17 protein-coding genes are annotated in these 19864 nt (G+C 64.0%); 2 read left to right on the top strand and 15 right to left on the bottom strand.

Annotation, left to right across the window (positions count from 1 at the left end; genetic code table 11):
* Positions 1–32: 32 nt before the first annotated feature.
* Entirely contained in the window at positions 33–1817 is a 1785-nt protein-coding gene (locus D3242_RS16415; RefSeq protein WP_064980795.1) for an outer membrane beta-barrel protein, read from the bottom strand.
* Positions 1818–2024: 207 nt separating this feature from the next.
* Between D3242_RS16415 and D3242_RS16410 the strand changes: the two genes are divergently transcribed.
* On the top strand, positions 2025–3026 hold the full coding sequence (locus D3242_RS16410; protein ID WP_064980792.1) for a KpsF/GutQ family sugar-phosphate isomerase: 1002 nt from the start codon (positions 2025–2027) through the stop codon (positions 3024–3026).
* Positions 3027–3242: 216 nt separating this feature from the next.
* Here D3242_RS16410 and D3242_RS16405 read toward each other — a convergent pair whose 3' ends face one another.
* The 8 genes from D3242_RS16405 to D3242_RS16370 all read right to left on the bottom strand — a co-directional run bounded on the left by D3242_RS16405 (position 3243) and on the right by D3242_RS16370 (position 12622).
* Positions 3243–3707 (bottom strand): NfeD family protein, encoded by a 465-nt coding sequence (locus D3242_RS16405; RefSeq protein ID WP_019861052.1) that lies wholly within the window; start codon positions 3705–3707, stop codon positions 3243–3245.
* 20 nt (positions 3708–3727) lie between these two features.
* Entirely contained in the window at positions 3728–4678 is a 951-nt protein-coding gene (locus D3242_RS16400; protein ID WP_019861051.1) for an SPFH domain-containing protein, read from the bottom strand.
* 121 nt (positions 4679–4799) lie between these two features.
* The gene (locus tag D3242_RS16395; protein WP_064980790.1) at positions 4800–6011 is read right to left on the bottom strand and encodes an NAD(P)/FAD-dependent oxidoreductase; all 1212 of its coding nucleotides are present in this window, start codon (positions 6009–6011) and stop codon (positions 4800–4802) included.
* Positions 6012–6165: 154 nt separating this feature from the next.
* Positions 6166–7230, bottom strand: coding sequence for a ferrochelatase (gene hemH, locus D3242_RS16390; RefSeq protein WP_038649425.1), 1065 nt, complete (start codon positions 7228–7230; stop codon positions 6166–6168).
* Between the two features lie 146 nt (positions 7231–7376).
* Positions 7377–9494 carry a bifunctional metallophosphatase/5'-nucleotidase gene (locus D3242_RS16385; RefSeq protein WP_064980788.1) on the bottom strand — a complete coding sequence of 706 codons (2118 nt, stop codon included), beginning with the start codon at positions 9492–9494 and terminating at the stop codon, positions 7377–7379.
* 190 nt (positions 9495–9684) lie between these two features.
* Positions 9685–10062 (bottom strand): outer membrane lipoprotein Omp10, encoded by a 378-nt coding sequence (gene omp10 / locus D3242_RS16380; RefSeq protein ID WP_027047370.1) that lies wholly within the window; start codon positions 10060–10062, stop codon positions 9685–9687.
* A 182-nt stretch (positions 10063–10244) separates the two neighbouring features.
* The gene (locus tag D3242_RS16375) at positions 10245–11690 is read right to left on the bottom strand and encodes a homospermidine synthase (protein WP_064980786.1); all 1446 of its coding nucleotides are present in this window, start codon (positions 11688–11690) and stop codon (positions 10245–10247) included.
* 185 nt (positions 11691–11875) lie between these two features.
* Entirely contained in the window at positions 11876–12622 is a 747-nt protein-coding gene (locus tag D3242_RS16370) for an SDR family NAD(P)-dependent oxidoreductase (RefSeq protein WP_064980783.1), read from the bottom strand.
* Between the two features lie 108 nt (positions 12623–12730).
* Between D3242_RS16370 and D3242_RS16365 the strand changes: the two genes are divergently transcribed.
* Complete coding sequence (locus D3242_RS16365) at positions 12731–13609, top strand: LysR family transcriptional regulator (RefSeq protein WP_019861044.1); 879 nt, start codon at positions 12731–12733, stop codon at positions 13607–13609.
* Between the two features lie 4 nt (positions 13610–13613).
* Here the strand turns inward: D3242_RS16365 and D3242_RS16360 are convergent, their stop codons facing one another.
* From D3242_RS16360 to D3242_RS16335, 6 genes are all read right to left on the bottom strand, one after another.
* Positions 13614–14546 (bottom strand): heme-dependent oxidative N-demethylase family protein, encoded by a 933-nt coding sequence (locus D3242_RS16360; protein WP_064980781.1) that lies wholly within the window; start codon positions 14544–14546, stop codon positions 13614–13616.
* Complete coding sequence (locus D3242_RS16355; protein ID WP_064981668.1) at positions 14543–14830, bottom strand: YciI family protein; 288 nt, start codon at positions 14828–14830, stop codon at positions 14543–14545. Before D3242_RS16355 ends, D3242_RS16360 begins: the two co-directional genes overlap by 4 nt.
* 14 nt (positions 14831–14844) lie before the next feature.
* Positions 14845–15507 (bottom strand): aminotransferase class IV family protein, encoded by a 663-nt coding sequence (locus D3242_RS16350; RefSeq protein WP_064980779.1) that lies wholly within the window; start codon positions 15505–15507, stop codon positions 14845–14847.
* On the bottom strand, positions 15456–16613 hold the full coding sequence (locus tag D3242_RS16345; protein ID WP_394811852.1) for an aminodeoxychorismate synthase component I: 1158 nt from the start codon (positions 16611–16613) through the stop codon (positions 15456–15458). Before D3242_RS16345 ends, D3242_RS16350 begins: the two co-directional genes overlap by 52 nt.
* A 157-nt stretch (positions 16614–16770) precedes the next feature.
* Entirely contained in the window at positions 16771–17538 is a 768-nt protein-coding gene (locus tag D3242_RS16340; protein WP_064980775.1) for an NADH dehydrogenase, read from the bottom strand.
* Between the two features lie 360 nt (positions 17539–17898).
* A complete protein-coding gene (locus tag D3242_RS16335) occupies positions 17899–19737 on the bottom strand; it encodes a M3 family oligoendopeptidase (protein ID WP_064980773.1) in 1839 nt (612 codons plus the stop codon).
* Positions 19738–19864: the final 127 nt, after the last annotated feature.

Genomic DNA, 19864 nt, shown 5'->3' with positions numbered 1-19864 from the left:
GCGGCTGACCGCCCCTCCTGCGCACGCGTGTTTCAGCGCTGCACTTTCAGGCCGAGGTAGATGCTGTTGGCAGTGTAGTCGCGGCCGGGCAGGTTGCTGGTCAGCTTTTCGGTTCTCACCCGGCTGGTGAGGCCGGCATAGCGGTTCAGCCACCAGGTCAGCCCGGTCTCTGCGCTCAAGATCCTGTCATGGCCGTCGATGCCGACATAGTCGCGCCAGTCGAGGCCCAGGGCCGCGTTCGCTGTAAGGTTGGCGCGGATCTGCCGTTCGGCCGTCAAGCGGCCGGAATAGAGGATATCGCCGCTTTCACCCGCCGTGGTGGTGGTCTCGACAGTGGTCTTGCCGGTCAGGCCGATCGTCGTTCCGCGCTCCGGCGACCATTTGAGATCGGCGTTGACGGTGGCGCCGGAAATCGCCTCCAGGCTCTTGTCGTCGATCGCTTCCCTCAGCCAGCCGGCCGAGAACTCGCCGGAGAGCTTCTCACCCATGTCGAGTTGCAGGCCGGCGCGAGCGCCAAGGCGGGTCGAGGAACGCTCGAAGCCTTCATTGTCGATGCGCTGATCGTAGGCCCGTCGGCCGACCTCGATTTCGGTGAACGGGGTGAGGGCCGGAGAGATTTCGTAGCCGGTGCGCAAGGTTGCCGTGTAGAGCGTGTTGTCCTGATCCTTCTGCGACAGCGTGGTGCCGTCCGAAAGCTCGGCGTCGCCGTAGAAGTCGTGCGAGACCGCGCCGGTCAACGTGTATTGCATCTTGCCGACCGCTTTTTCGACGCCAAGGCTGCCGTCGATCGTCTGCCGCAGCGGCTGGGTACTGACGCCGGCAATGGCGTTGGGCGAGGACGCCGTTTCCGGCACGGCTTCGTAGCCGAGCTTGGCGATGGCGCGCAGTTCGTTGTCGAGGTCGACATTGAGCTGGCCTTCGATGCGGCCCTGCGCATCGTGAACCCGGTAACCCGACACCGTATCGCGGAACAGGCCATAGCCGTCGATGGTGGCGGAGTTTTCGCGCCAGTCGGAGACGGCGGTAAAGCGCAACGCTGTCTCAGACAGCAGCGCCGAGGTGCCGGCACTGCTCGAATCGCCGTTTGTGGTGGCGGTCAACCCCTGTTCGATCGATGGCCGGATGACGAAGGAACCCCATTTGACGCCGGTGGGCGCGAAGGGGTCGTCCTCGGCTTTCTTGTTCTGGCCCTCGATGGCGGCGGTACGCTCGGCGCCGGGGTCGAGTTTTTGCCTATCGGCGCTGTCGACGGTGAGAGCACGGCGGTTAGCCGCTTCCTGGTCGGTCGTGGCGCTGTCGGTATCGTCGGTCGCGGCTTGAGTGGTGTCCGTGGTCGCGGTCGCCGCCTTCTTCTTCTTCGACTTGTCGGCCGTCTTGGTGCCCGTTTTGGTCCTGTCCTGATCCGCCGCGTTCTGGCTGGCGCTTGACGGACGGCGGCGAGGCTTGGGCGGCGTCGGATTGTCGGTGGCCGTGTCGTCGGTCGCCTGCGGCGGATCGAAAATGCTGCCGGTGGCGGCATCCGTGCCCGTGTCGTCGGGGACAGCGCCGGCGCTGGCCGGCAAATAGGTGCGCGGCGGCGCATCGTCCTGCGCGGTGTTGGCCGACTGTTGCTGGCCCTGGGTGGCAAGGGCGAGCTGCCTTGCCTTGCGCTGCTGGTCGGACAGGATCGCCGATTCGGAAACCTCGCCGCGCAGCTCCGTTTCCTGGGCGTGGAGAGGTGCCGGGCGAAGCAAGGCAAACATGCTGGTCGCCAGCAACAAGGTGCATACCGCCTTGCCCCGTCGTCCACTCGATTTTTCTGGCTGGGCCCCGGACATCGCCACCACTGCTTGCGCGGCGCTGTGCGCGCCATACTTACCGAACCGTAAATGCGGATGGTTAACGGAGGGTTGAGGCGGCGATCGTTCGCCCGGTTAAAGTGCCGCTGTTTGCGGGATCCTGTGACCTGTCCGAAGCCTCCGCCGCCTGGTGCCAGCGCCATTTCTGTTGGACAGGCGGGCGGCAACGCGCTAATCGCATCATCCATGCATGGCAGACCCCTCGATAAGAAGCCCCTGGACAGGCAAGCGTCGATCGATTCGGCACTGAGAACGGTGGCGACCGAGCAGGCCGGCATCGCCGCCCTTGCCGAGGCGCTCGAGAACGGACTGGCCGCGCCTTTCGCGCAGGCCGTCGACATGATTTCGAAGATCGAAGGCCGGCTGATCGTCACCGGCGTCGGCAAAAGCGGCCATATCGGCTCGAAGATCGCGGCGACGCTGGCTTCGACCGGCACGCCGGCCTTCTTCGTCCATCCCGTCGAGGCCAATCATGGCGATCTCGGCATGATCGCCAGGGATGACGCCATCATCGCCATCTCATGGTCGGGCGAGAGCAAGGAGATGCTCGGCATCGTCGCCTATTCCAGGCGTTTTTCCATCCCGCTCATCGCCGTCACATCGGGCGAGACATCGGCGCTGGCGCGCGCGGCCGATGTGGTGCTGCTTTTGCCGCGCACCCCCGAGGCCTGCCCGCACGGGCTGGCGCCGACGACGTCGACGCTGCTGCAGCTGGTCATCGGCGATGCGCTGGCGATCGCTCTGCTCGAGGCGCGGGGTTTCACGCCGGACCATTTCCGCACCTTCCATCCCGGCGGCCAGCTCGGCGCCAATTTGACCATGGTCTCCGAGATCATGCGGGTCGGCGACCAGATGCCGCTGGCCGTGCTCGGCACCAAGATGCCGGAAGCGGTGATGACGCTGTCGCAGAAGAAGGTCGGCTGCGTCCTGATCGTCGACGCCAATGGCGAACTGGCCGGGATCATCACCGACGGCGATGTCGCGCGCAATTTGCACCGCAATCTGGCCGACGTCATCGTCGAGGAGGTGATGACCCGCACGCCCAAGACGGTCGATCCGCAGACGCTTGCCGGCACGGCGATCGCGCTGCTCAACGAGCACAATATCGGCGCGCTGGTGGTGACCAGGAACAACATGCCGCTGGGCGTGGTGCATTTCCATGACCTGCTGCGCATCGGCGCCGCCTAGGCATGCCGATATTCAGGTGAGGCCGGTCTGCAAATGGCTGATAGCTGCGCTTCGCCGTTCTACTGCGTCGCAGTAGACTGGGCTCACCTACAAAAAGTACACTCCGCTCCGGCTCTCGTAAGCCACCTGGTTTGGTCGCTTCGCGCCCGTCTTCGAGTCCGGCTTGGCCTGACCTGAATCTGAGCATGCTTACCGAGGTGGGTGCGCTGTGAAAGTTCAGACGCGTTCCACTGTAAGCTCCAGGTCTGTATCCGCGGCACCCGTCACGCGTACCTGTGTACCGGCCGGCAGGTCAGGCCCGGAGACTCGCCACAGCGTGTCGCCGAGCTTGATGCGGCCGCGGCCGTCCTTGATCGGCTCGGCAAGCGTCGCCATGCGGCCGACCATCTGGGCGCCGCGCCGGTTGAGCAGCGGCTGGTCGGTTGGCTGGTCGCGCCCGCCCATGAGTTTCTTGCCGACGAAGGCTGAGACCAGCGAGAGCGCCAGGAAGGCAAGGACCTGGACCTGCCAGCTCCAGATCGCCGCATCCCAGATCAGCAGCGACACCGCGCCGATGATGAGCGCGGCGATGCCGATCCACAGCATGAAGAAGCCCGGCGCGATGACCTCTACGACCAGCAGCACGAAGCCCAGGACCATCCAGTTCCACGGGCCGAGTTCGGAAATGATGCGATCGAACATAAGAGTGACCTCCTACGAACTCAGTTGTCGCTCGGGCGCACGACCGGGGGGCGGGCGGCTTGGCGCTGTGCGCCGGTCGTGCCCTCGCTGCGGAAGACTTCCTTGGCGATCTCGCCGATGCCGCCGAGCGAGCCGATCAGCGACGACGCCTCGAAAGGCATCAGCACGATCTTGCTGTTGGTGGCGGTGCCGATCTTGCCCAGCGCCTCGGTGTATTTCTGCGCGACGAAGTAGTTCAGCGCCTGCACGTCGCCCTTGGAAATCGCTTCCGAAACCACCTGGGTGGCGCGGGCTTCGGCCTCAGCCGAGCGTTCGCGCGCCTCGGCGTCGCGGAAGGCGGCTTCCTTGCGGCCTTCGGCCTCGAGGATCTGCGACTGCTTGAGGCCTTCGGCGGCCAGGATCTGCGCACGCTTGTTACGCTCGGCGGTCATCTGGCGGCCCATCGATTCGATGAGGTTGGCCGGCGGGTTGATGTCCTTGATCTCGACGCGGGTGATCTTGATGCCCCACGGATGCGCCGCCTCGTCGACGACGCGCAGCAGGCGCTCGTTGATGGCGTCGCGGTTGGACAACAGCTCGTCGAGGTCCATCGAGCCCATGACGGTACGGATGTTGGTCATCGTCAGGTTGAGGATGGCGTTCTGCAGGCCGGCAACCTGGTAGGCGGCCTGTGCAGCATTGAGGATCTGGTAGAAGGCGATCCCGTCGACACCGACGATGGCGTTGTCGCGGGTGATGATTTCCTGGCTCGGCACGTCGAGCACCTGCTCCATCATGTTCATCTTGGCGCCAATGCGGTCGACGAACGGCGTGATGATGTTGAGGCCGGGGCTCAGTGTCCTGGTGTAACGGCCAAAACGTTCGACCGTATAGTTGTAGCCTTGGGGAACTGTCTTGATGCCTTTGAACAGCACCAGCACGACAAGCGCGACAAGAACAACGACCGCAATATCGAAACCACTGAAATCCATTTGGCTCTCCCTCAGAAGCGGGCCGCGAGAGCCATTCCCGCGCAGCCGACTTCGCCAAAGACTTAAGTGTGTTTCAGGAGCGTTACAATCAGGTGATGAAGGATTGTTTGTGGGTCTGCACTCACCGGTTGAAGGCAAACAGCTCCGCATCCATGTCGGCGAGTCCCTTGATCGAAGCCGAAACAATTTCGGAAGCGATGCGCGAGAAGGTGATGCCGTTGCCGCCGTAACCCATGACGGCATGGATGCGCGGATGGCGGGGGACGGCGCCGATATAGGGCAGGCCGGTGCTGGTTGTGCCGAAGGAGCCGGTCCAGGCGAATTCAGGCCTGACGTCGAGGTGCGGGAACAACTGGCCCAGCTTGTCGGCAATTCGGGCACTCTTGTCGGCGATCAGTTCGTCGCGCCGCGTCTCGTCGACAAAGTCCTCGTCCTCGCCGCCGCATATGACCCTGCCGTCGGCCGTCGAGCGCATATAGAGATACGGGTCTGACGCTTCCCAGATAAACGCCGGACCCGGCCAGAGTTTTCGCGGTTGCGGGCGCGTCGCGATCGCCCAGGTCGAAATGATCCGGTGGGCCGCCGCCGGCACGATGTCGACCAGTTCGTAGCCGGTGGCCAGAACGACATGCCGTGCCGTGATGCTGGGACCGTCTTTCGTGGCCACGATCACCTCGTCGGCACTGTCTTCGATCACCGTCGCCTCGACGGGAGCGAGGAAGCGGGCCTTGCGCTCCAGCGCCTTGAGCAGCAAGCCGGCCGTCAGCTTGCGCGGGTCGAGCGCGATGTTGCCGTGGCTGAGGATGGCGCCGCCGCGGTTGATGCGGAATGTCTCCGCCAGCGGCTGCGGCGTCAGATAGGTTGCGGCAATGCCCGCCTGCCGCCGCGCTTCGGCTTCCTCGCGCAGCTCCGACGGACCGAGCACCGTGCCGGCCAGATAGAGCGACTGGGTGCGGCGCAGGCGACAATCGATTGCGAGATCCTCGATACGGCCAGCGAGGTTGGAAACGGCGAGGCGCGAGCGGCGCCAGGCCTGCTGTGCCTTGGCCTTGCCGATCATCTTCGAGAGCGTTGAAAGCGGCTGATCGATTTCAAACTGGACCAGTGCCGTGGTCGCAGCGGTCGAGCCTTTCAGCGGCCCGCGCCGGTCGATGCAGATCACCTGATGCCCGTCCGCCGTCAGCGCCTCGGCCATCATGGCGCCGCTGATGCCCATACCGATGATCAGGACATCGGCCTTGACGTCGCGGGTCAGCGCCGACGCCGGCACGGCAGGCGCCCGATAGGCGGACCAGACGGGCCGGCCGGTTCTGAGGTCGAGTTTGCGGGGCATCGAATTCTCCGAAGGTGCGCCTCAACGCCCCGCAGTGGCCCTTGTTCCGGTTAGAGCGGCGAGCCGCTCTAACTCTCTGGTTGACGAAATTCCCAAGGGAAAGCGCTATGCGCTTTTCCCGCAAAACCGTTTCACATTTTTCCTGGAATTTCTCCTAGACCCAGCCGGACAGTTCGCGCCGCACCATCGCCTCGATCACCGCCATGCCCTCGGCACTGTCATTGAGGCAAGGGATATGGGCGAAGTTCTTGCCGCCGGCGTGATGAAAAGTCTCGGCTGCCTCGCGGCCGATCTCGTCCAGCGTCTCGATGCAGTCGACGGAAAAGCCGGGATTGACGATGGCGATGGATTTGACGCCGTCCTTGCCCAGTTTCTCCACCGTCTTGTCAGTGTAGGGCTGCAGCCATTCCTGGGCGCCGAAGCGGGACTGGAAGGTGGTTATCAGCTTCTTTTCGTCCCAGCCGAGCCTGTCGCGCAACAGCCGGGTCGTCTTGAGGCAGTGGCAATGGTAGGGATCACCTTTTTCGAAATAGGGCCTTGGGATGCCGTGGTATGAGGCGATGACCACTTCCGGCTCGAAATCCAGCGTCGCGAGATTCTGCTCGATCGAACGCGCCAGCGCCTCGATATAGACCGGCTCGTCATAGTAAGGCGGCACGCTGCGGATGGCGGGGGCCGCGCGCATCTTCATCAAGGCGCGAAACAGCTGATCATTGGCGGTGGCCGTGGTCGTCGCGGAGTATTGCGGGTAGAGCGGGAACGAAAGAATGCGGTCGCAGCCCTGTGCGACCAGACTTTCGGCGACACTCGCGGTCGAAGGATTGCCGTAGCGCATCGCCCAGTCGACGACGACATTGGGCAGGTCGCGCAACGCCTCGGCCAGCTTTTCGCCCTGGGCGCGGGTGTAAGTGCGCAGCGGCGACTCGTTCCTTTTCTGGTTCCATATCCGGGCGTAGTTGGCGCCGGACTTCTTCGGCCGGGTGGTGAGCACCAGGCCATAGAGGATCGGATACCAGATCGCCCTGTTGAGTTCGATGACGCGCGGATCGGACAGGAATTCCCTGAGATAACGCCACATCGGCTTGAAGTCGGTGCCGTCAGGCGTGCCGAGATTGATCAGCATGACACCGACCTTGCCGGTCTTGACCGGCGGATGCCCGGCCGGCAGTGGGCCAAGGGCCTTCGCGGCTTTGGGATCGACAGCGATTGTGAGCGTCATAGGGGTTCTCCAGGAGGCGCGAACCTAATCATCCTGCGCGGGCTTTCAATGTCGCGTCTGGCCGCACCTTAACGCGTGTCGAGCTGAAAACAGAACACCCGCCCGGTTTCCCAGGCGGGTGTTGAATGGCAAAAGGCGAAGTGACGTTACTTCGCCGGGATGGTCAGCGTCGCGCCGGGCATCAGCCGGTGCGGCCTTTGACCCTTGTTGGCCTCGTAGATGAGTTTCCACTTGGTGGCGTCGCCATAGGCCTTCTTGGCCAGATCCCAATAGGTGTCGCCGGTAACGATGACATGGCTGCCTGTTGCCGGTGCGGCTTCAGCGGGCTTTGCCGGTTCTGCCGGCTTGGCGGGTTCCGCCGGCGCCGGTGCTGCCGGTGCAGGGGTGGCCTCGGCGGGCTTTGCCGGCTCGGCTGGTGCGGGTGCTGGAGCCGCGGGAGCCGGCGCGGCCGGTGGCGCAGGTGCATTCTCCGTCGATATGGCAGGCGGCGTGTTGGCGATATTGCCCGAATTGGCGGGCAGTTCGGGCATTGCCGGTGCCGCTTCGGCGGGCTTTGCGGCCTCGGCGGGCTTGGCAGGTTCTGCTGGCGCGGGGGCAGGCTTTGCCGGCTCTGCAGGCTTGGCCGGTTCCGCTGCCGGGGCCGCCGCGACGGTCGCGGCGATCTCGGTGATGCGGCCGTCGAGCTTGGGCGTGTAGGGCCGGTGGGCGCCGAGATAGTCGGCCACGACCTGTTCGAGACCGGGGCCGTAGTCGTAAGCATTCTTGGCCTTTTCGGCGAAGACCTTGTAGCCGTCGCCGCCCTGGCGCACGTAATTGTTGGTGGCGACGAGATAGTCCTTGTCGGGCTTGATCGGCGTCCAGGCGCCGTTCTCCATGACCTCGACGGATTTGACGCGGCCGGCATTGGGCGCGACCGATTTGTCGAAGGCGTATTTGAGGCCAGCCACCTGTGGGAAGCGCCCTGCGCCGTCCTCGATCTGGCTGAGGCCGCTTTCGAGGCCGGCGACCAGGTCCTTGCCCGAAATCTGGAAGGTCGCCAGCGTGTTCTGGAACGGCAGCACGGTCAGCACCTCACCCATGGTGACGGTGCCCTTGTCGATCGAGGCGCGCAGGCCGCCGCCATTGGAGATAACGATCTCGACGCCCTGTCCCTTGACGCGGTCGAGGATGGCGTCGGAGACAAGGTTGCCCATCGCGCATTCCTTGGCGCGGCAATTCTCGCGGCTGCCGTCGATGACGTCGGTGGTCTCGGCCACTTCCTTGTTCTTCAAAGCCTCGATCGGCGCGCCGAGTTCCTTGATACGGGCGAGCACGGCGGGATCGGGCGTGATCGACTTGTCGAGAAAGATCGGGTCGCCGCTCGCCGACTTGACGACGCCATTGTCGTCGAACACCACCTTGAACTCGCCGAGATATTTCGAATAGGAGGCCGCCTGCACCACCGGCACCTTGTAGCCGCCGGGGTTGTCGACCATCGTCGGGTAGGGGCCCGCCGCCTTCGGATCGGTGTTCGACAAGAGCGTATGGCTGTGGCCGCCGACAACCACGTCGATGCCCGGGATCTTGGCGATGATGTCGCGTTCCCTGTTGTAGCCGATATGGGTCACGGCGATGATCTTGTTGACGCCTTGCGCCTTCAGCTTCTCGACCTCGGCGGTAATCGATTTGACGTCGTCCGCGATTGCGATGTTGGGACCGGGCGAGGCGAGTTCGGGCGTGTCGTTGGTGACGGCGCCGACAATGCCGATCTTCTGCCCACCGACCTCCACGACGATCGACGGCTTGATCTTGCCGGCCGCGCCGGACTTGTCGTTGGGCACGACATTGGCACTGACGATCGGGAATTTTGCCTTGTCGAGGTAAGGCACCAGCGCGCTCTCGCCATCGTCGAATTCATGGTTGCCGAGGGTCACCGCGTCGGGTTTCATCTGATTGAGGAATTCCTCCTCCACGGTGCCCTTGTAGGTGGTGTAAAACAGCGATCCTTGGAAGCTGTCACCCGCATTGAGCAGCAGCACGTTCTGGCCTTCGAGCTTCTTGCGCTCCTGGGCGATCGCCGTGATCAACCGGCCGGCGCCGCCGATGCATTCGCCCTTGGTCTCCTCGTCGGCCGAACAGGTAGACTCATATTTGTTGTTGCCTTCGATGCGGCTGTGCCAGTCATTGAAATGCAGGATATTCAATGTGTAGTCGGCAAAGGATGCGCCGGCCGACAGGCCAAGCGTCGATGCGGACAGGGCGGCAATGGCGGCAAGCTTTTTCATCTTCGTCTCCCGGTGGGCTGATCGGAGGCGTTTAACGCCCTTGCTTGACTGGGGTATAACAACCAGCGTTTTGACCATGTTCCCATCGCGTTCCGGCTGACGCAAGCGGAAATGCCGCCACTTTTTGCAGGCGCAAAAAAGGGCGGCGGCCAATCGGCCGCCGTCCCCAATGTGTCCTGTGTTTGCCGGTTCAGGCGCGTCGCGTCAGCACGAAGTTCTGGCCGGACGAACTGGTGCAGTTCAACTGGCTGGTGGAGATCAGCAGGCAGTTGAAGCTGACTGGCGTCTGGCGGATCAGCGACGTCCCGTTGATCTCGACCGAAGTGGCGCCGGTCATCGTGTAGCTGCCATCAGCCAGCTTCTGGCCGGTGTCGGTGGCGACGGTCGTGAACTTGCCGCCGGTGAAGGTCGACAGGCCGGTGCCCTTGGCATCGATCCACGAGCCCTCGACGCCTTTCGGCGCGGCCGCCATCGGCGGTGCGTCGGGACCGCTTGTGGTACAGGCGGCAAGCATCATGGCAAAGGAACCCGCCACGCCGATCGAAAGAACTTTGCGCGCAATAGTCATCTGAAATCCTCTCCAAACGCATCGGCCCAAAAATCGGTTTCGATTTTGGCAGGCACGATGCGAACGTCCAAAGTGCTGGAACGGGCGTGCGTCCCGCAAGACGCGCGCTGCCCCAGGCCGCATCTCTTCAATCGCCCGATTTCCGGGCGATTGCAAGGCAATGGCGCATGGTGCGCAGGGTGCTATCGGACGAGGATGTTGCGGAATTGCCACGGATCGCTGCGGTCGAGGTCCTCCGGGAAGAGGCCCGGGCGTCGGTCGAGCGGCGTCCAGTCGGTGTAATGGCCTTCGACCGGTCCGAGATAGGGCGACTGGACTTCCAGGCAGCGCTTGTAGTCCATCTCGTCGGCTTCGACGATGCCGGCATCGGGATTTTCCAGTGCCCAGACCATGCCGGCCAGAACCGCCGAGGTGACCTGAAGGCCGGTGGCGTTCTGATAGGGCGCCAGCTTGCGCGCCTCGGCCAGCGACAGGTGCGAGCCATACCAGTAGGCGTTCTTGTCGTGGCCGTAGAGCAGGACACCGAGTTCGTCGACGCCGTCGACCAGTTCGTTCTCGTCGAGCACATGGTGCACCGGCTGAGGCTTGCCGGCGGCGCCGAACATCTCGTCCAGCGACAGGATCGCGTCATTGCAGGGATGGTAGGCGTAGTGGCAGGTCGGCCGGTACTGGACCTTGCCCTTCTTTGAGCGAACGGTGAAGAAATCGGCGATCGAGATCGACTCGTTGTGCGTCACCAGCAGGCCGTATTGCGCGCCCGGCGTCGGGCACCACGAGCGCACGCGCGTGTTGGCGCCGGGCTGCTCCAGGTAGATCGCGGCCTTGGAGCCGTGCTTATGCTTCTTGGCGTTCTTCGGCATCCATTTCTCATGCGTGCCCCAGCCGAGCTCGGCGGGCTGCAGGCCTTCGGAAATGAAGCCCTCGACCGACCAGGTGTTCCAGAACACATCCATCGGCTTCGGCTTCTTGGTGCGCTGGGTGTCGCGCTCGGCGATATGGATACCCTTGACGCCGGCCTTCTTCATCAGCTTGGCCCAGCCCTCGCGGTCTTCCTGCGCCGGCTCCGAGAACTCGAGGCCAAGATCGGTGGCGAGGTTGACCAGCGCCTGCTTGACGAACCACGAGACCATGCCGGGATTGGCACCGCAGGTGGAGACGGCGGTAGCACCACCGGGCTTGTCCTGCTTCTCCTGGATCATCGCCTCGCGCAGCGCATAGTTCGTGCGGCTGGCATTGTCGGCCTTGGCGTCGAAATAGAAGCCGAGCCACGGCTCGACGACGGTGTCGATGTAGAGCACGCCGAGCTTGCGGCAGAGCCGCATCAGGTCCACCGAGCCGGTATCGACCGACAAATTGACGCAAAAGCCCTGGCCGCCGCCATTGGTCAAAAGCGGCGTCAAAATTTTCTTGTAGTTCTTCTCGGTCACCGCTTCCTGGACGAAAGCGATGCCGCGCTCGTCGAGCAGCTTGCGGTCGGTGTCGCGTGGGTCGAGTACCGTCATGCGCGACTTGTCGAACTTGAAATGGCGTTCGATGAGCGGCAGCGTCCCCCGTCCGATCGAGCCGAAGCCGATCATCACAACAGGGCCGGTGATCTCACCGTAAACGGGCCAGTTTTCATTCGCCATTTTATCGAGCACTCCTCAAAAAACACTCCGGAACAGCCGCTTGGCCGCGGCGCGACAAACCATAGATCATTGTCACAATAAAGGGAAAAGCAGCGAAACGCCTGGGAACGCAGCTGTGGAAGTGCTCGGCGATGCCACCGGGAGGCGATGGCCTGCCCGATGGCGGATGTTGAGCCGGCGTCGTATCAGCGAGCGCCGCCGGACGCGTTGATGCGTTCGCCGGTAAGCCACGCTGCCTCGTCCGAGGCGAGGAAGGCCACGGTCGGGGCGATGTCGTCCGGCTTGCCGAAGCGCTGGCCGAGGGGGACGCCAGCGATCAGCATATTGCCGAAATCGGTGCCGACCATGCCTTCGGTCATTTCGGTATGGGTATAGCCAGGCGCCACGATGTTGACACGGATGTTGCGGGCTCCGAGTTCTCTCGACAGGCTGAGCGTCAGCGTATCGATCGCGGCTTTGCTGGCGGAATAGAGGCTGGTGTTCGGCACCGGGTTCCAGCTCGAGATCGTGCCGATGTTGACGATGCTGCCGCCGGTCTCGGGGAAGTGGCGCATGGCCGCCTTGGTGGTCAAGATCGTGCCCAGCACATTGGTGTCGAACAGCCGCCGATAATCCGCCTCACTGGTTTCCTCGAAAGTGCCGAAGCTGGCGGTCGCGGCGTTGTTGATCAGAATGCTTGGCTTGCCGAATGCGATCTCGGCGGCCTCGAACATCTTCTCGACTTCGGCGGCCTCGGCCACGTCACCCTGAACCGCGGTCGCCTTGCCGCCGGCGGCGACGATCTCCTTGACCGTGCGTTCTGCAGCCTCACGGCTGGAGGCGTAGTTGACGACGACGGCGGCGCCTTCCGCCGCCAGCCGTTTGGCGATGCCGGCACCGATGCCTCGCGCGGCACCGGTGACGATGGCGACCTTGTTGTTGAGCTTGCCCATTTTGGTTCTCCGAATGGATGGATGGATTTGACATCAAGCCAATTGGCTATTCCCAAACGGGTCAGGTAGAGTGAATTTCACCATATAACTAATTCCAGGGTGGAATAGATGGACAGGCTTATGGCGATGAACACCTTTATAAGGGTCATCGAAACCGGTTCGTTCTCGGCGGCCGCGCGGCATTTGCGCGTCGGGCAGCCAGCCGTCTCGAAGGCCATCGCGCAGCTCGAGGAACGGCTCGGCGTTCGCCTGCTGTCGCGCACCACCCGAGGTCTCTCGCCGACCGATGCCGGCGTCAGCTTCTATGAAGGCGCCAAGCGCGCGGTCGACGAGGCCGACGAAGCCGAGAACACGGCGCGTGGCACTGCGGCGGCGCTTACCGGGTTGCTGCGCATCGGTACGTCGGTGACCTTCGGCCGCCTGCATGTCGTGCCGAGGCTGAAAGCCTTCCTGGATGCTCACCCGAGGCTCGACGTCGAGGTGGCGATGGACGACAGGAACGTCGACCTCGTCGAGGAAGGGGTGGATGTCATGCTGCGACTGGGTGAAAGCTTCGCTCCCGCTCATATCGGGCGCAAGATCGCCACCTGTCGTCGTCTCGTGGTGGCGGCACCTTCCTACCTGGCACGCGAGGGCGAACCCATCGCGCCGGATGAGCTGTCGCGGCACGAGGCGATCCTTTTCGTCCGGGCAGGCACTTCCAATCGCTGGACATTCCGGCGAGGCGCCGAAGAGGTTTCGCTTGCCGGCCAAGGGCGGCTGCGCGTGACTTCCGCCGAAGGGATACGTGAGGCAGTACTTGCCGGCATCGGCTTCACGGTCGGCTCCGAATGGATGTTCGACGCGGAACTGCGCAGCGGTGCGGTACGGCCGATCCTGGTGGACTGGGCGCTGCCGCCTGTTGAATTGTGGGCGCTGTTTCCAGCCGGACGCAAGGCCAGCGTCAGGGCAAGGACATTCGTCGAGTTCCTGGCCAGCAGCCTGTAGCGGCTTAGCGCGTCATCGTCTTCAGATGTTCGATCAGCCGGTCGCGGTCCGATGTCAGGCCCTTATAGTCTAGCTGATCGAGATCGAGCGCTTCGAGCTGGGCGGCAAAGGACAGTGCGAGCGTCGCCCGGTCCGGGTGCCGCGCCAGCACGGCGAGCGGGTCGAGATGGATGCGGATGGTGAACAGGATGTCGCGTGAGGACGGCAGCTTGCGCAGCGTCTGCCGCTCGACGCGGATGAAGGCGTGCGCCTCGACGTCACCGTCGGGGAAGCGTGTCGGCCGGTTGGTGGCGCGGTCGATGCGCTCGACATTGGACAGCGGATGGTAGAGCGCATTGTCGGCCTGGATCGACCAGTTGAAGCGCTCGACCGCCTGTCCCTGCAGGCCGTCGAACATGCGGTTGATCAGTTCGGCGGGACGCGTGCCCGGACCGAAACCGGGCACGGGCTCGTGGATTTGCTGCAGCGGCTTGCCGAATTTTTCGAGCAGCGACCAGGACGAAGGAAAGCACAGCGAGCCGGCGGCGAGCCGCCAGCCGCTGTCGTCGCGGCGCATCAGGATCAGGTCTTCCTGGACCAGCAGCGAGGCCGCGACCAGCGGCGCGTCGGCAAGATCCGAAGGCAGAGCAGGGTGGTTCGCGGCGCCCACCACCGCGATGCCCGCATCGGTGCGGCGATGGGTGCGCGGAAATCGCTCCGGCAAATACGCGCCGAGCAAGTCGAGCACTTCCCGCTGGGCATCCCGCGTGCCGTCCTCCTCGACGAAAACCCGGTCGGGGATTTGGGCATAAAGCCGGCGCTTCTCGGCGAGATAAGGCAGAAGATGGCCGTCGACCTCGATCCAGTTTGCCGGCTCAAGCGGCTTCAGCCCGATGTTGAACAGCTTCGACGAGCCGTCATAAGGGGTGTGGGTGGGCAGGGCCTCGACCAAACTCATGCTTCCTTGAGAGCGTCGAGACCGGTGGCGGTCATCCTGGCCAGGAATTCGGTGACCGCGTAATCCGCGGCGCCGGCCTTGGCGAAGGGGTCGGCAGCCAGCCTGGCATCGAGGATCTCGCGCGGGCATTGCGCGATAATGATGCCGCCGGTCCGCGGTTTCTTCGGCCCGGAAGCGACGAATATACCATCCGAATAGCAGCCCTTCAGCCATTCGATATGCGCCGCCTGCAAGCGGTCGATCTCGGTCAGGGGCACTTTGTAGTTCAGCGAAACGACGAACATGGCGTTATCCTGGTTCACACAAGCTTTGCGGGAATCAAGCCGCGCAGCGAATTGCCGACAAAGAGTGCCTTGGCCGACTTCAGATCGTCGTAGCTGTAGATTGCTTCTTCCGCCCGGCCTTCATCCAGAAGCTCGGCGCGCAATACGCCAGGCAGCAGGCCGCAATCGAGCCGGGCCGTTGCCAGCACGCCGTTGCCGAAATCGGCGAAGACATTGGTGATGGTGCCTTCGCAGATTTCGCCGCGCTCATTGACCAGGATCACCTCGTCGGCCTGGGTGACGAGATACTCGGAACGGGCATGGGTGTAGAGCTGGCGCCGGCTGGTCTTGTGGCGCAGCAGCGTATTGCCTGAGTCGAGCCGCGTCCGCGCCAGCCGCAGCACCCAGACCTTGTCGGCGGCGAGCGGTTCGTAGGGCTGTGCCGAGGCCGTCGCGTCGCCGTTGCGTGCCAAAGCGAGCCGCGTGCGCATGGCGGTTCGGGCGCCATCAAGGGCGTCGCTCAACACCTCGGCTATCCGTTGCGGATCGCAGGCGAAGCCGAGCTCCGCCGCCGAGCCATAGAGGCGTGCAAGGTGGCGATCGAAGCGCAGGAAGCCCGTCCCGGGCTGCCAGCGCATGGTTTCGATCAGCTCGAAATCGGCGGTGTCCCCGTCGCGAAGCGGGCTTTGAGCAGACACTCCTGATACTCCTCCTCGGGCGTCGAATCGAAGACGATGCCGCCGCCGACATTGTAGACGGCCTCGCCGCTGGCAAAGAGCGAGATGGTACGGATCGCCACGGAAAAGCGCATCGTGCCCCCCGGTGCGATCCAGCCGATGGCGCCGCAATAGACGTCGCGCGGCGTGCTCTCCAGATCGTGCAGGATCTCCATAGCGCGAATCTTCGGCGCGCCGGTGATCGAGCCGCAGGGAAACAGTGCTGCAAACACCTGGCGAATGGTGAGACCCGGCAGCAGCTTCGCCCTGACGTCGCTCACCATCTGGTGGACGGTCGGGTAGCTCTCGATGCGGAACAGTTCCGGCACTTCCAGCGTGCCGACCTCGCTGATCAGCGAGATATCGTTGCGCAGGAGGTCGACGATCATCCGGTTCTCGGCCTGGTTCTTCTCATCGTTGCGCAGGAAGGTCTTCTGCCGCTCGTCCTCGGTCTTGGTCGCGCCGCGCGGGGCCGTGCCTTTCATCGGATGCGTTTCGATCATCCCGGCCGCATTGATCTCGAAGAACAGTTCGGGCGAGCGCGACAGCACGATGGGATCGCCCAGCGTCACCAGCGCGCCGTACTTCACCGGCTGGCGTTCGGTCAGCGCATCGAAGGCGGCAAGCGGGTCGCCCGACCATTGCGCCTGCACCGGAAAGGTCAGGTTGCCCTGGTAGCAATCGCCTTGCCTGATGTGCTGGTGCAGCCGCGAGAAGCGTTTCTCATAGTCCTCGAATGACCAGGCCGCCCGCGCATCGAAGATCGGGCCGTTCGGGGCTGCTGCGTTGCGTGGCGGCACCGCTTCTTCGACCGGAGCATCGAAAGCACCGAGGCAGATCAGCGGCGCGCGACGCCCCTTGGGCAGCAAGGGAACGAGTTTCGGCTCGAGCAGATAACCGGCCTCGTAGGAGAAATAGCCGGCCAGCCATTTGCCGGCGTCGTGCGCGGCCTGCGCTGCTTCCAGCGCCGCCTGGAAATCCCGGGCCTCATGCGCCACGATGATATCGGCCGGCCGGTCGAATACGAGCTGACGCGCGCTTTCGTCGTTGCGGAAAATGGCGGCGGGCAGGGACATGGGGACCAGGATCGATGAAGCCGTCGATCGCTCTATATGGGGGGCCGCTCGCGTGCAATCGAGGGAACGGCACCTTGCCCCTCAAAGCCGACCTCGTGGCGACCTTGCCTGCCAAAAAGAAATCAGCGGGGCCTGTGGCCCCGCCGGCTTGATGATCTGCCTTTGCCGCTCAGGTGTTGCTGGCGGTTCCGGCTGTCGGAAACTGCTTGGCGAATTCCTTCTCGTCGCCGGCGGCGAGCAGCTTGGCTTGGTCGATCCAGCGTTCGCGGGCGATGCGGCCGTCGAAGTTCATCACGTCCTCGATCCGCTTGATGTCGGCTGCGGTCCAGGCGGCGATCTGGGCGAAGGTGGTGACGCCCTGCGCCTTGAGCAGCTTCTCGTTGACCGGGCCGATACCGATCAGCCGGCGTAGGTTGTCGGGCTTGTCCGCCGCAGGCTTGGCTGCCGCCGGTGCGGCCTTCTTGGCGGCTGCCGGCTTGGGCGCGGCCGAACTCTTTGCTGCCGAAGCCGTGGAGGCAGCAGGTTTGCTCGCGGCGGGCTTGGCGGCCGCGGGCTTCGGTGCAGCCGACTTGGCGGCGGCAGCCTTCGCCGGCGCCGCCTTCGCGGCTGGTTTGGCAGGCGCAGCCTTGGCCGCCGCCGGAGCGGATTTGGCTGCCGCCGGCGTTGACATCAGGGCGGCCGGCGGCTGACTGGCGGCCTTTGCTCCACCCGTCTGCGCGTCGCGCAACTGGCGCTCGAGGTCGGCGCGGGTCTTGCCGCATGCATTGAGTTCGCCGGTCAGGCGATCGCTGTCGGCACGCAGCTTGTCGCGCTCGCCGCGGGTGCGGTCGAGGTCGCCGCGCAAACTGTCGAGCTCACCACGCAGGCGACCCCAGATGAACCAGCCAACCAAAACGCCTACAAGGAACGCCAGGACCACGTAGAAAAAAGTGCCCATTGTCTCTCTCCAGTCAGATCCGTCTGCCGTGGGTCATGACCTTCGGCGATGGACTACTCGGTGATGGTTCCGCGGGTTCGCAGAACAGCCGGCTTCGGTTCGAGCTGTCGGCGATCGGCTTCTCCAGCCCATGGCCAACGGCCGTTGTCGCGTTCGCCTGAGCGTCAGGACCGGCTGAGATTCTCCCTCGCCGATCCGCATAGGCTCCGGCTGAGCTTGCGGCGAAGGCTATCATAGAGCTTGTGGAAAGCTATGGGAAAAACTTCCGCCTAGAGTTCTTCAAGAACAAATATTTAGCGAAAGAACAGTGCCGTTCCAACATGCATTCCGGCTAAACTGTTCTTTGCAAGCGAGAGCGTCTCAGCCGTCGAGCATTTCCAGTTCATCGATCAGGCCGCTGATGACACCGAGCCCGATCTGCCAAAAGGCGGGATCGGTGGCGTCGAGGCCAAAGGGCGCCAGAAGCTGCGAATGATGCTTGGTGCCGCCGGCGCGCAGCATCTCGAAATACTTGTCCTGAAAACCGCGCTCGGCGTTCTGGTAGACGGCGTAGAGCGAGTTCACCAGGCAGTCGCCGAACGCATAGGCATAGACGTAGAACGGCGAATGAATGAAGTGCGGGATGTAGGTCCAGAACACCTCGTAACCCTCGCGCAGCTTGATCGCCGGGCCGAGGCTTTCGGCCTGCACTTCCAGCCAGAACTGGCCGAGCCTGTCGGATGTCAGTTCGCCGTTGCGGCGCTCGGCATGCACCTTGCGCTCGAATTCGTAGAAGGCGATCTGGCGCACCACCGTGTTGATCATGTCCTCGACCTTCTGGGCGAGCATGGCCTTGCGCTCGCGCCGGTCGGTGGTCTGCTCGAGCAGCGAGCGGAAGGTCAGCATCTCGCCGAAGACCGACGCCGTCTCGGCCAGCGTCAGCGGCGTAGAGGCCATCAGCGCGCCCTGGCCGGCGGCCAGCACCTGGTGCACGCCGTGGCCGAGTTCATGCGCCAGCGTCATCACGTCGCGCGGCTTGCCCATGTAGTTGAGCAGCACATAGGGATGGGCCGACGGCACGGTCGGATGGGCAAAGGCACCTGGCGACTTGCCCGGGCGCACCGGCGCGTCGATCCAGTTGCGGTCGAAGAAGGTGCGCGCGATCTCGGCCATCTCGGGCGAGAAGCGCTGATAGGCGGACAGCACGGTGTTGCGTGCTTCGTCCCAGCCGATCACGGATTGCGGCGTCTCCGGTAGCGGCGCGTTGCGGTCCCAGTGGTTCATCACGTCCATGCCGAGCCAGCGCGCCTTCATCGCGTAGTAGCGATGCGACAGGCGAGGATAGGCCTCGCGCACCGCGGTGGCGAGGGCGTCGACCACGCCGCGCTCGACGCGGTTGGCGAGATGGCGGGAATCGGCAATGTCCTCGAAGCCGCGCCAGCGGTCGGAAATTTCCTTGTCCTTGGCCAGCGTGTTGGTGATCAGGGTGAAGGTGCGCAAATTCCTGCGGAAGGTCGCGGCCAGCGCCTCGGAGGCGCGGCGGCGCACCTCGCCATCGGCATCCTGCAGGCGATTGAGGGCTGGCTCCAGCGTCAGTTCCTCGCCGTCGACGTCGAAGCGAAGGTCGGTCATCGTCTCGTCGAACAGGCGGTTCCAGGCGCCGCGCCCGGTGATCGACTTCTCGTGGAAAAGCTGCTCGACGCGGTCCTCGAGCTGGTAGGGTTTGTCCATTCTGAGGTCGAGCACCCAGGGCCGGTAGTGGCCGAAAGCGGGATCGCTGGTGAGCGCGCTTTCGATCGCGTCGTCGTCGATCAGGTTCAGTTCAAGCGCGAAGAACAGGAGATGCGCGCTGGCGTCGGTCATCTTCTCCTGGATGTCGCCATAGAGCTTGGCACGCTGCGGATCGGCGGTGTTGCCGGCATAGACGAGGCCGGCATAGGAGACGATGCGGCCGATCAGTTCCTCCAGCGCCTCGTAGGCGACCAGCGCCTCGCCCAGCTTGCCGGCGCCGCCGCGCCCGGCCTCGGCGGCGAGCGTGCCCTTCCAGCGGGTCTCGAAAGCGATCGCGTCGGCGGCTGCCCTGGCGATGTCACGCTTCAGTTCCGGGGCTTCCATGCCGGCATAGAGGTCGGCAAGGTTCCATTCCGGCAGATCGCCAAGCTCGGCCGCGCCCTGACCGGACGCCGGTGCCGCAAGCCGCCGACCAAACATCATGCGCATCGACAATACCTTCTGTGAAATATGAGGTCAGAATCAAGGGGATCAGGCAAGCCGGTCAAATCGTAAGGAATTCGTTCACCGGGTTTTTTGAAACCTTATTTAGAACCCTGTGCCAAGATGATCCATG

This window comes from Mesorhizobium jarvisii (genome assembly GCF_003601985.1).
Classification (GTDB): domain Bacteria; phylum Pseudomonadota; class Alphaproteobacteria; order Rhizobiales; family Rhizobiaceae; genus Mesorhizobium; species Mesorhizobium jarvisii.
Note: the sequence above shows the minus strand (reverse complement) of the source record. Positions and strands in the feature narration are given on the sequence as shown.

Coding starts and splice junctions, on each gene's coding strand:
- D3242_RS16415 (WP_064980795.1), bottom strand. CDS start 1,817: ATGTCCGGGGCCCAGCCAGAAAAATCGAGTGGACGACGGGGCAAGGCG.
- D3242_RS16340 (WP_064980775.1), bottom strand. CDS start 17,538: ATGGGCACTTTTTTCTACGTGGTCCTGGCGTTCCTTGTAGGCGTTTTG.
- D3242_RS16355 (WP_064981668.1), bottom strand. CDS start 14,830: ATGTTCGTCGTTTCGCTGAACTACAAAGTGCCCCTGACCGAGATCGAC.
- D3242_RS16370 (WP_064980783.1), bottom strand. CDS start 12,622: ATGGGCAAGCTCAACAACAAGGTCGCCATCGTCACCGGTGCCGCGCGA.
- D3242_RS16365 (WP_019861044.1), top strand. CDS start 12,731: ATGGACAGGCTTATGGCGATGAACACCTTTATAAGGGTCATCGAAACC.
- hemH (WP_038649425.1), bottom strand. CDS start 7,230: ATGACGCTCACAATCGCTGTCGATCCCAAAGCCGCGAAGGCCCTTGGC.
- omp10 (WP_027047370.1), bottom strand. CDS start 10,062: ATGACTATTGCGCGCAAAGTTCTTTCGATCGGCGTGGCGGGTTCCTTT.
- D3242_RS16405 (WP_019861052.1), bottom strand. CDS start 3,707: ATGTTCGATCGCATCATTTCCGAACTCGGCCCGTGGAACTGGATGGTC.
- D3242_RS16410 (WP_064980792.1), top strand. CDS start 2,025: ATGCATGGCAGACCCCTCGATAAGAAGCCCCTGGACAGGCAAGCGTCG.
- D3242_RS16385 (WP_064980788.1), bottom strand. CDS start 9,494: ATGAAAAAGCTTGCCGCCATTGCCGCCCTGTCCGCATCGACGCTTGGC.
- D3242_RS16395 (WP_064980790.1), bottom strand. CDS start 6,011: ATGCCCCGCAAACTCGACCTCAGAACCGGCCGGCCCGTCTGGTCCGCC.
- D3242_RS16360 (WP_064980781.1), bottom strand. CDS start 14,546: ATGAGTTTGGTCGAGGCCCTGCCCACCCACACCCCTTATGACGGCTCG.
- D3242_RS16335 (WP_064980773.1), bottom strand. CDS start 19,737: ATGCGCATGATGTTTGGTCGGCGGCTTGCGGCACCGGCGTCCGGTCAG.
- D3242_RS16375 (WP_064980786.1), bottom strand. CDS start 11,690: ATGGCGAATGAAAACTGGCCCGTTTACGGTGAGATCACCGGCCCTGTT.
- D3242_RS16400 (WP_019861051.1), bottom strand. CDS start 4,678: ATGGATTTCAGTGGTTTCGATATTGCGGTCGTTGTTCTTGTCGCGCTT.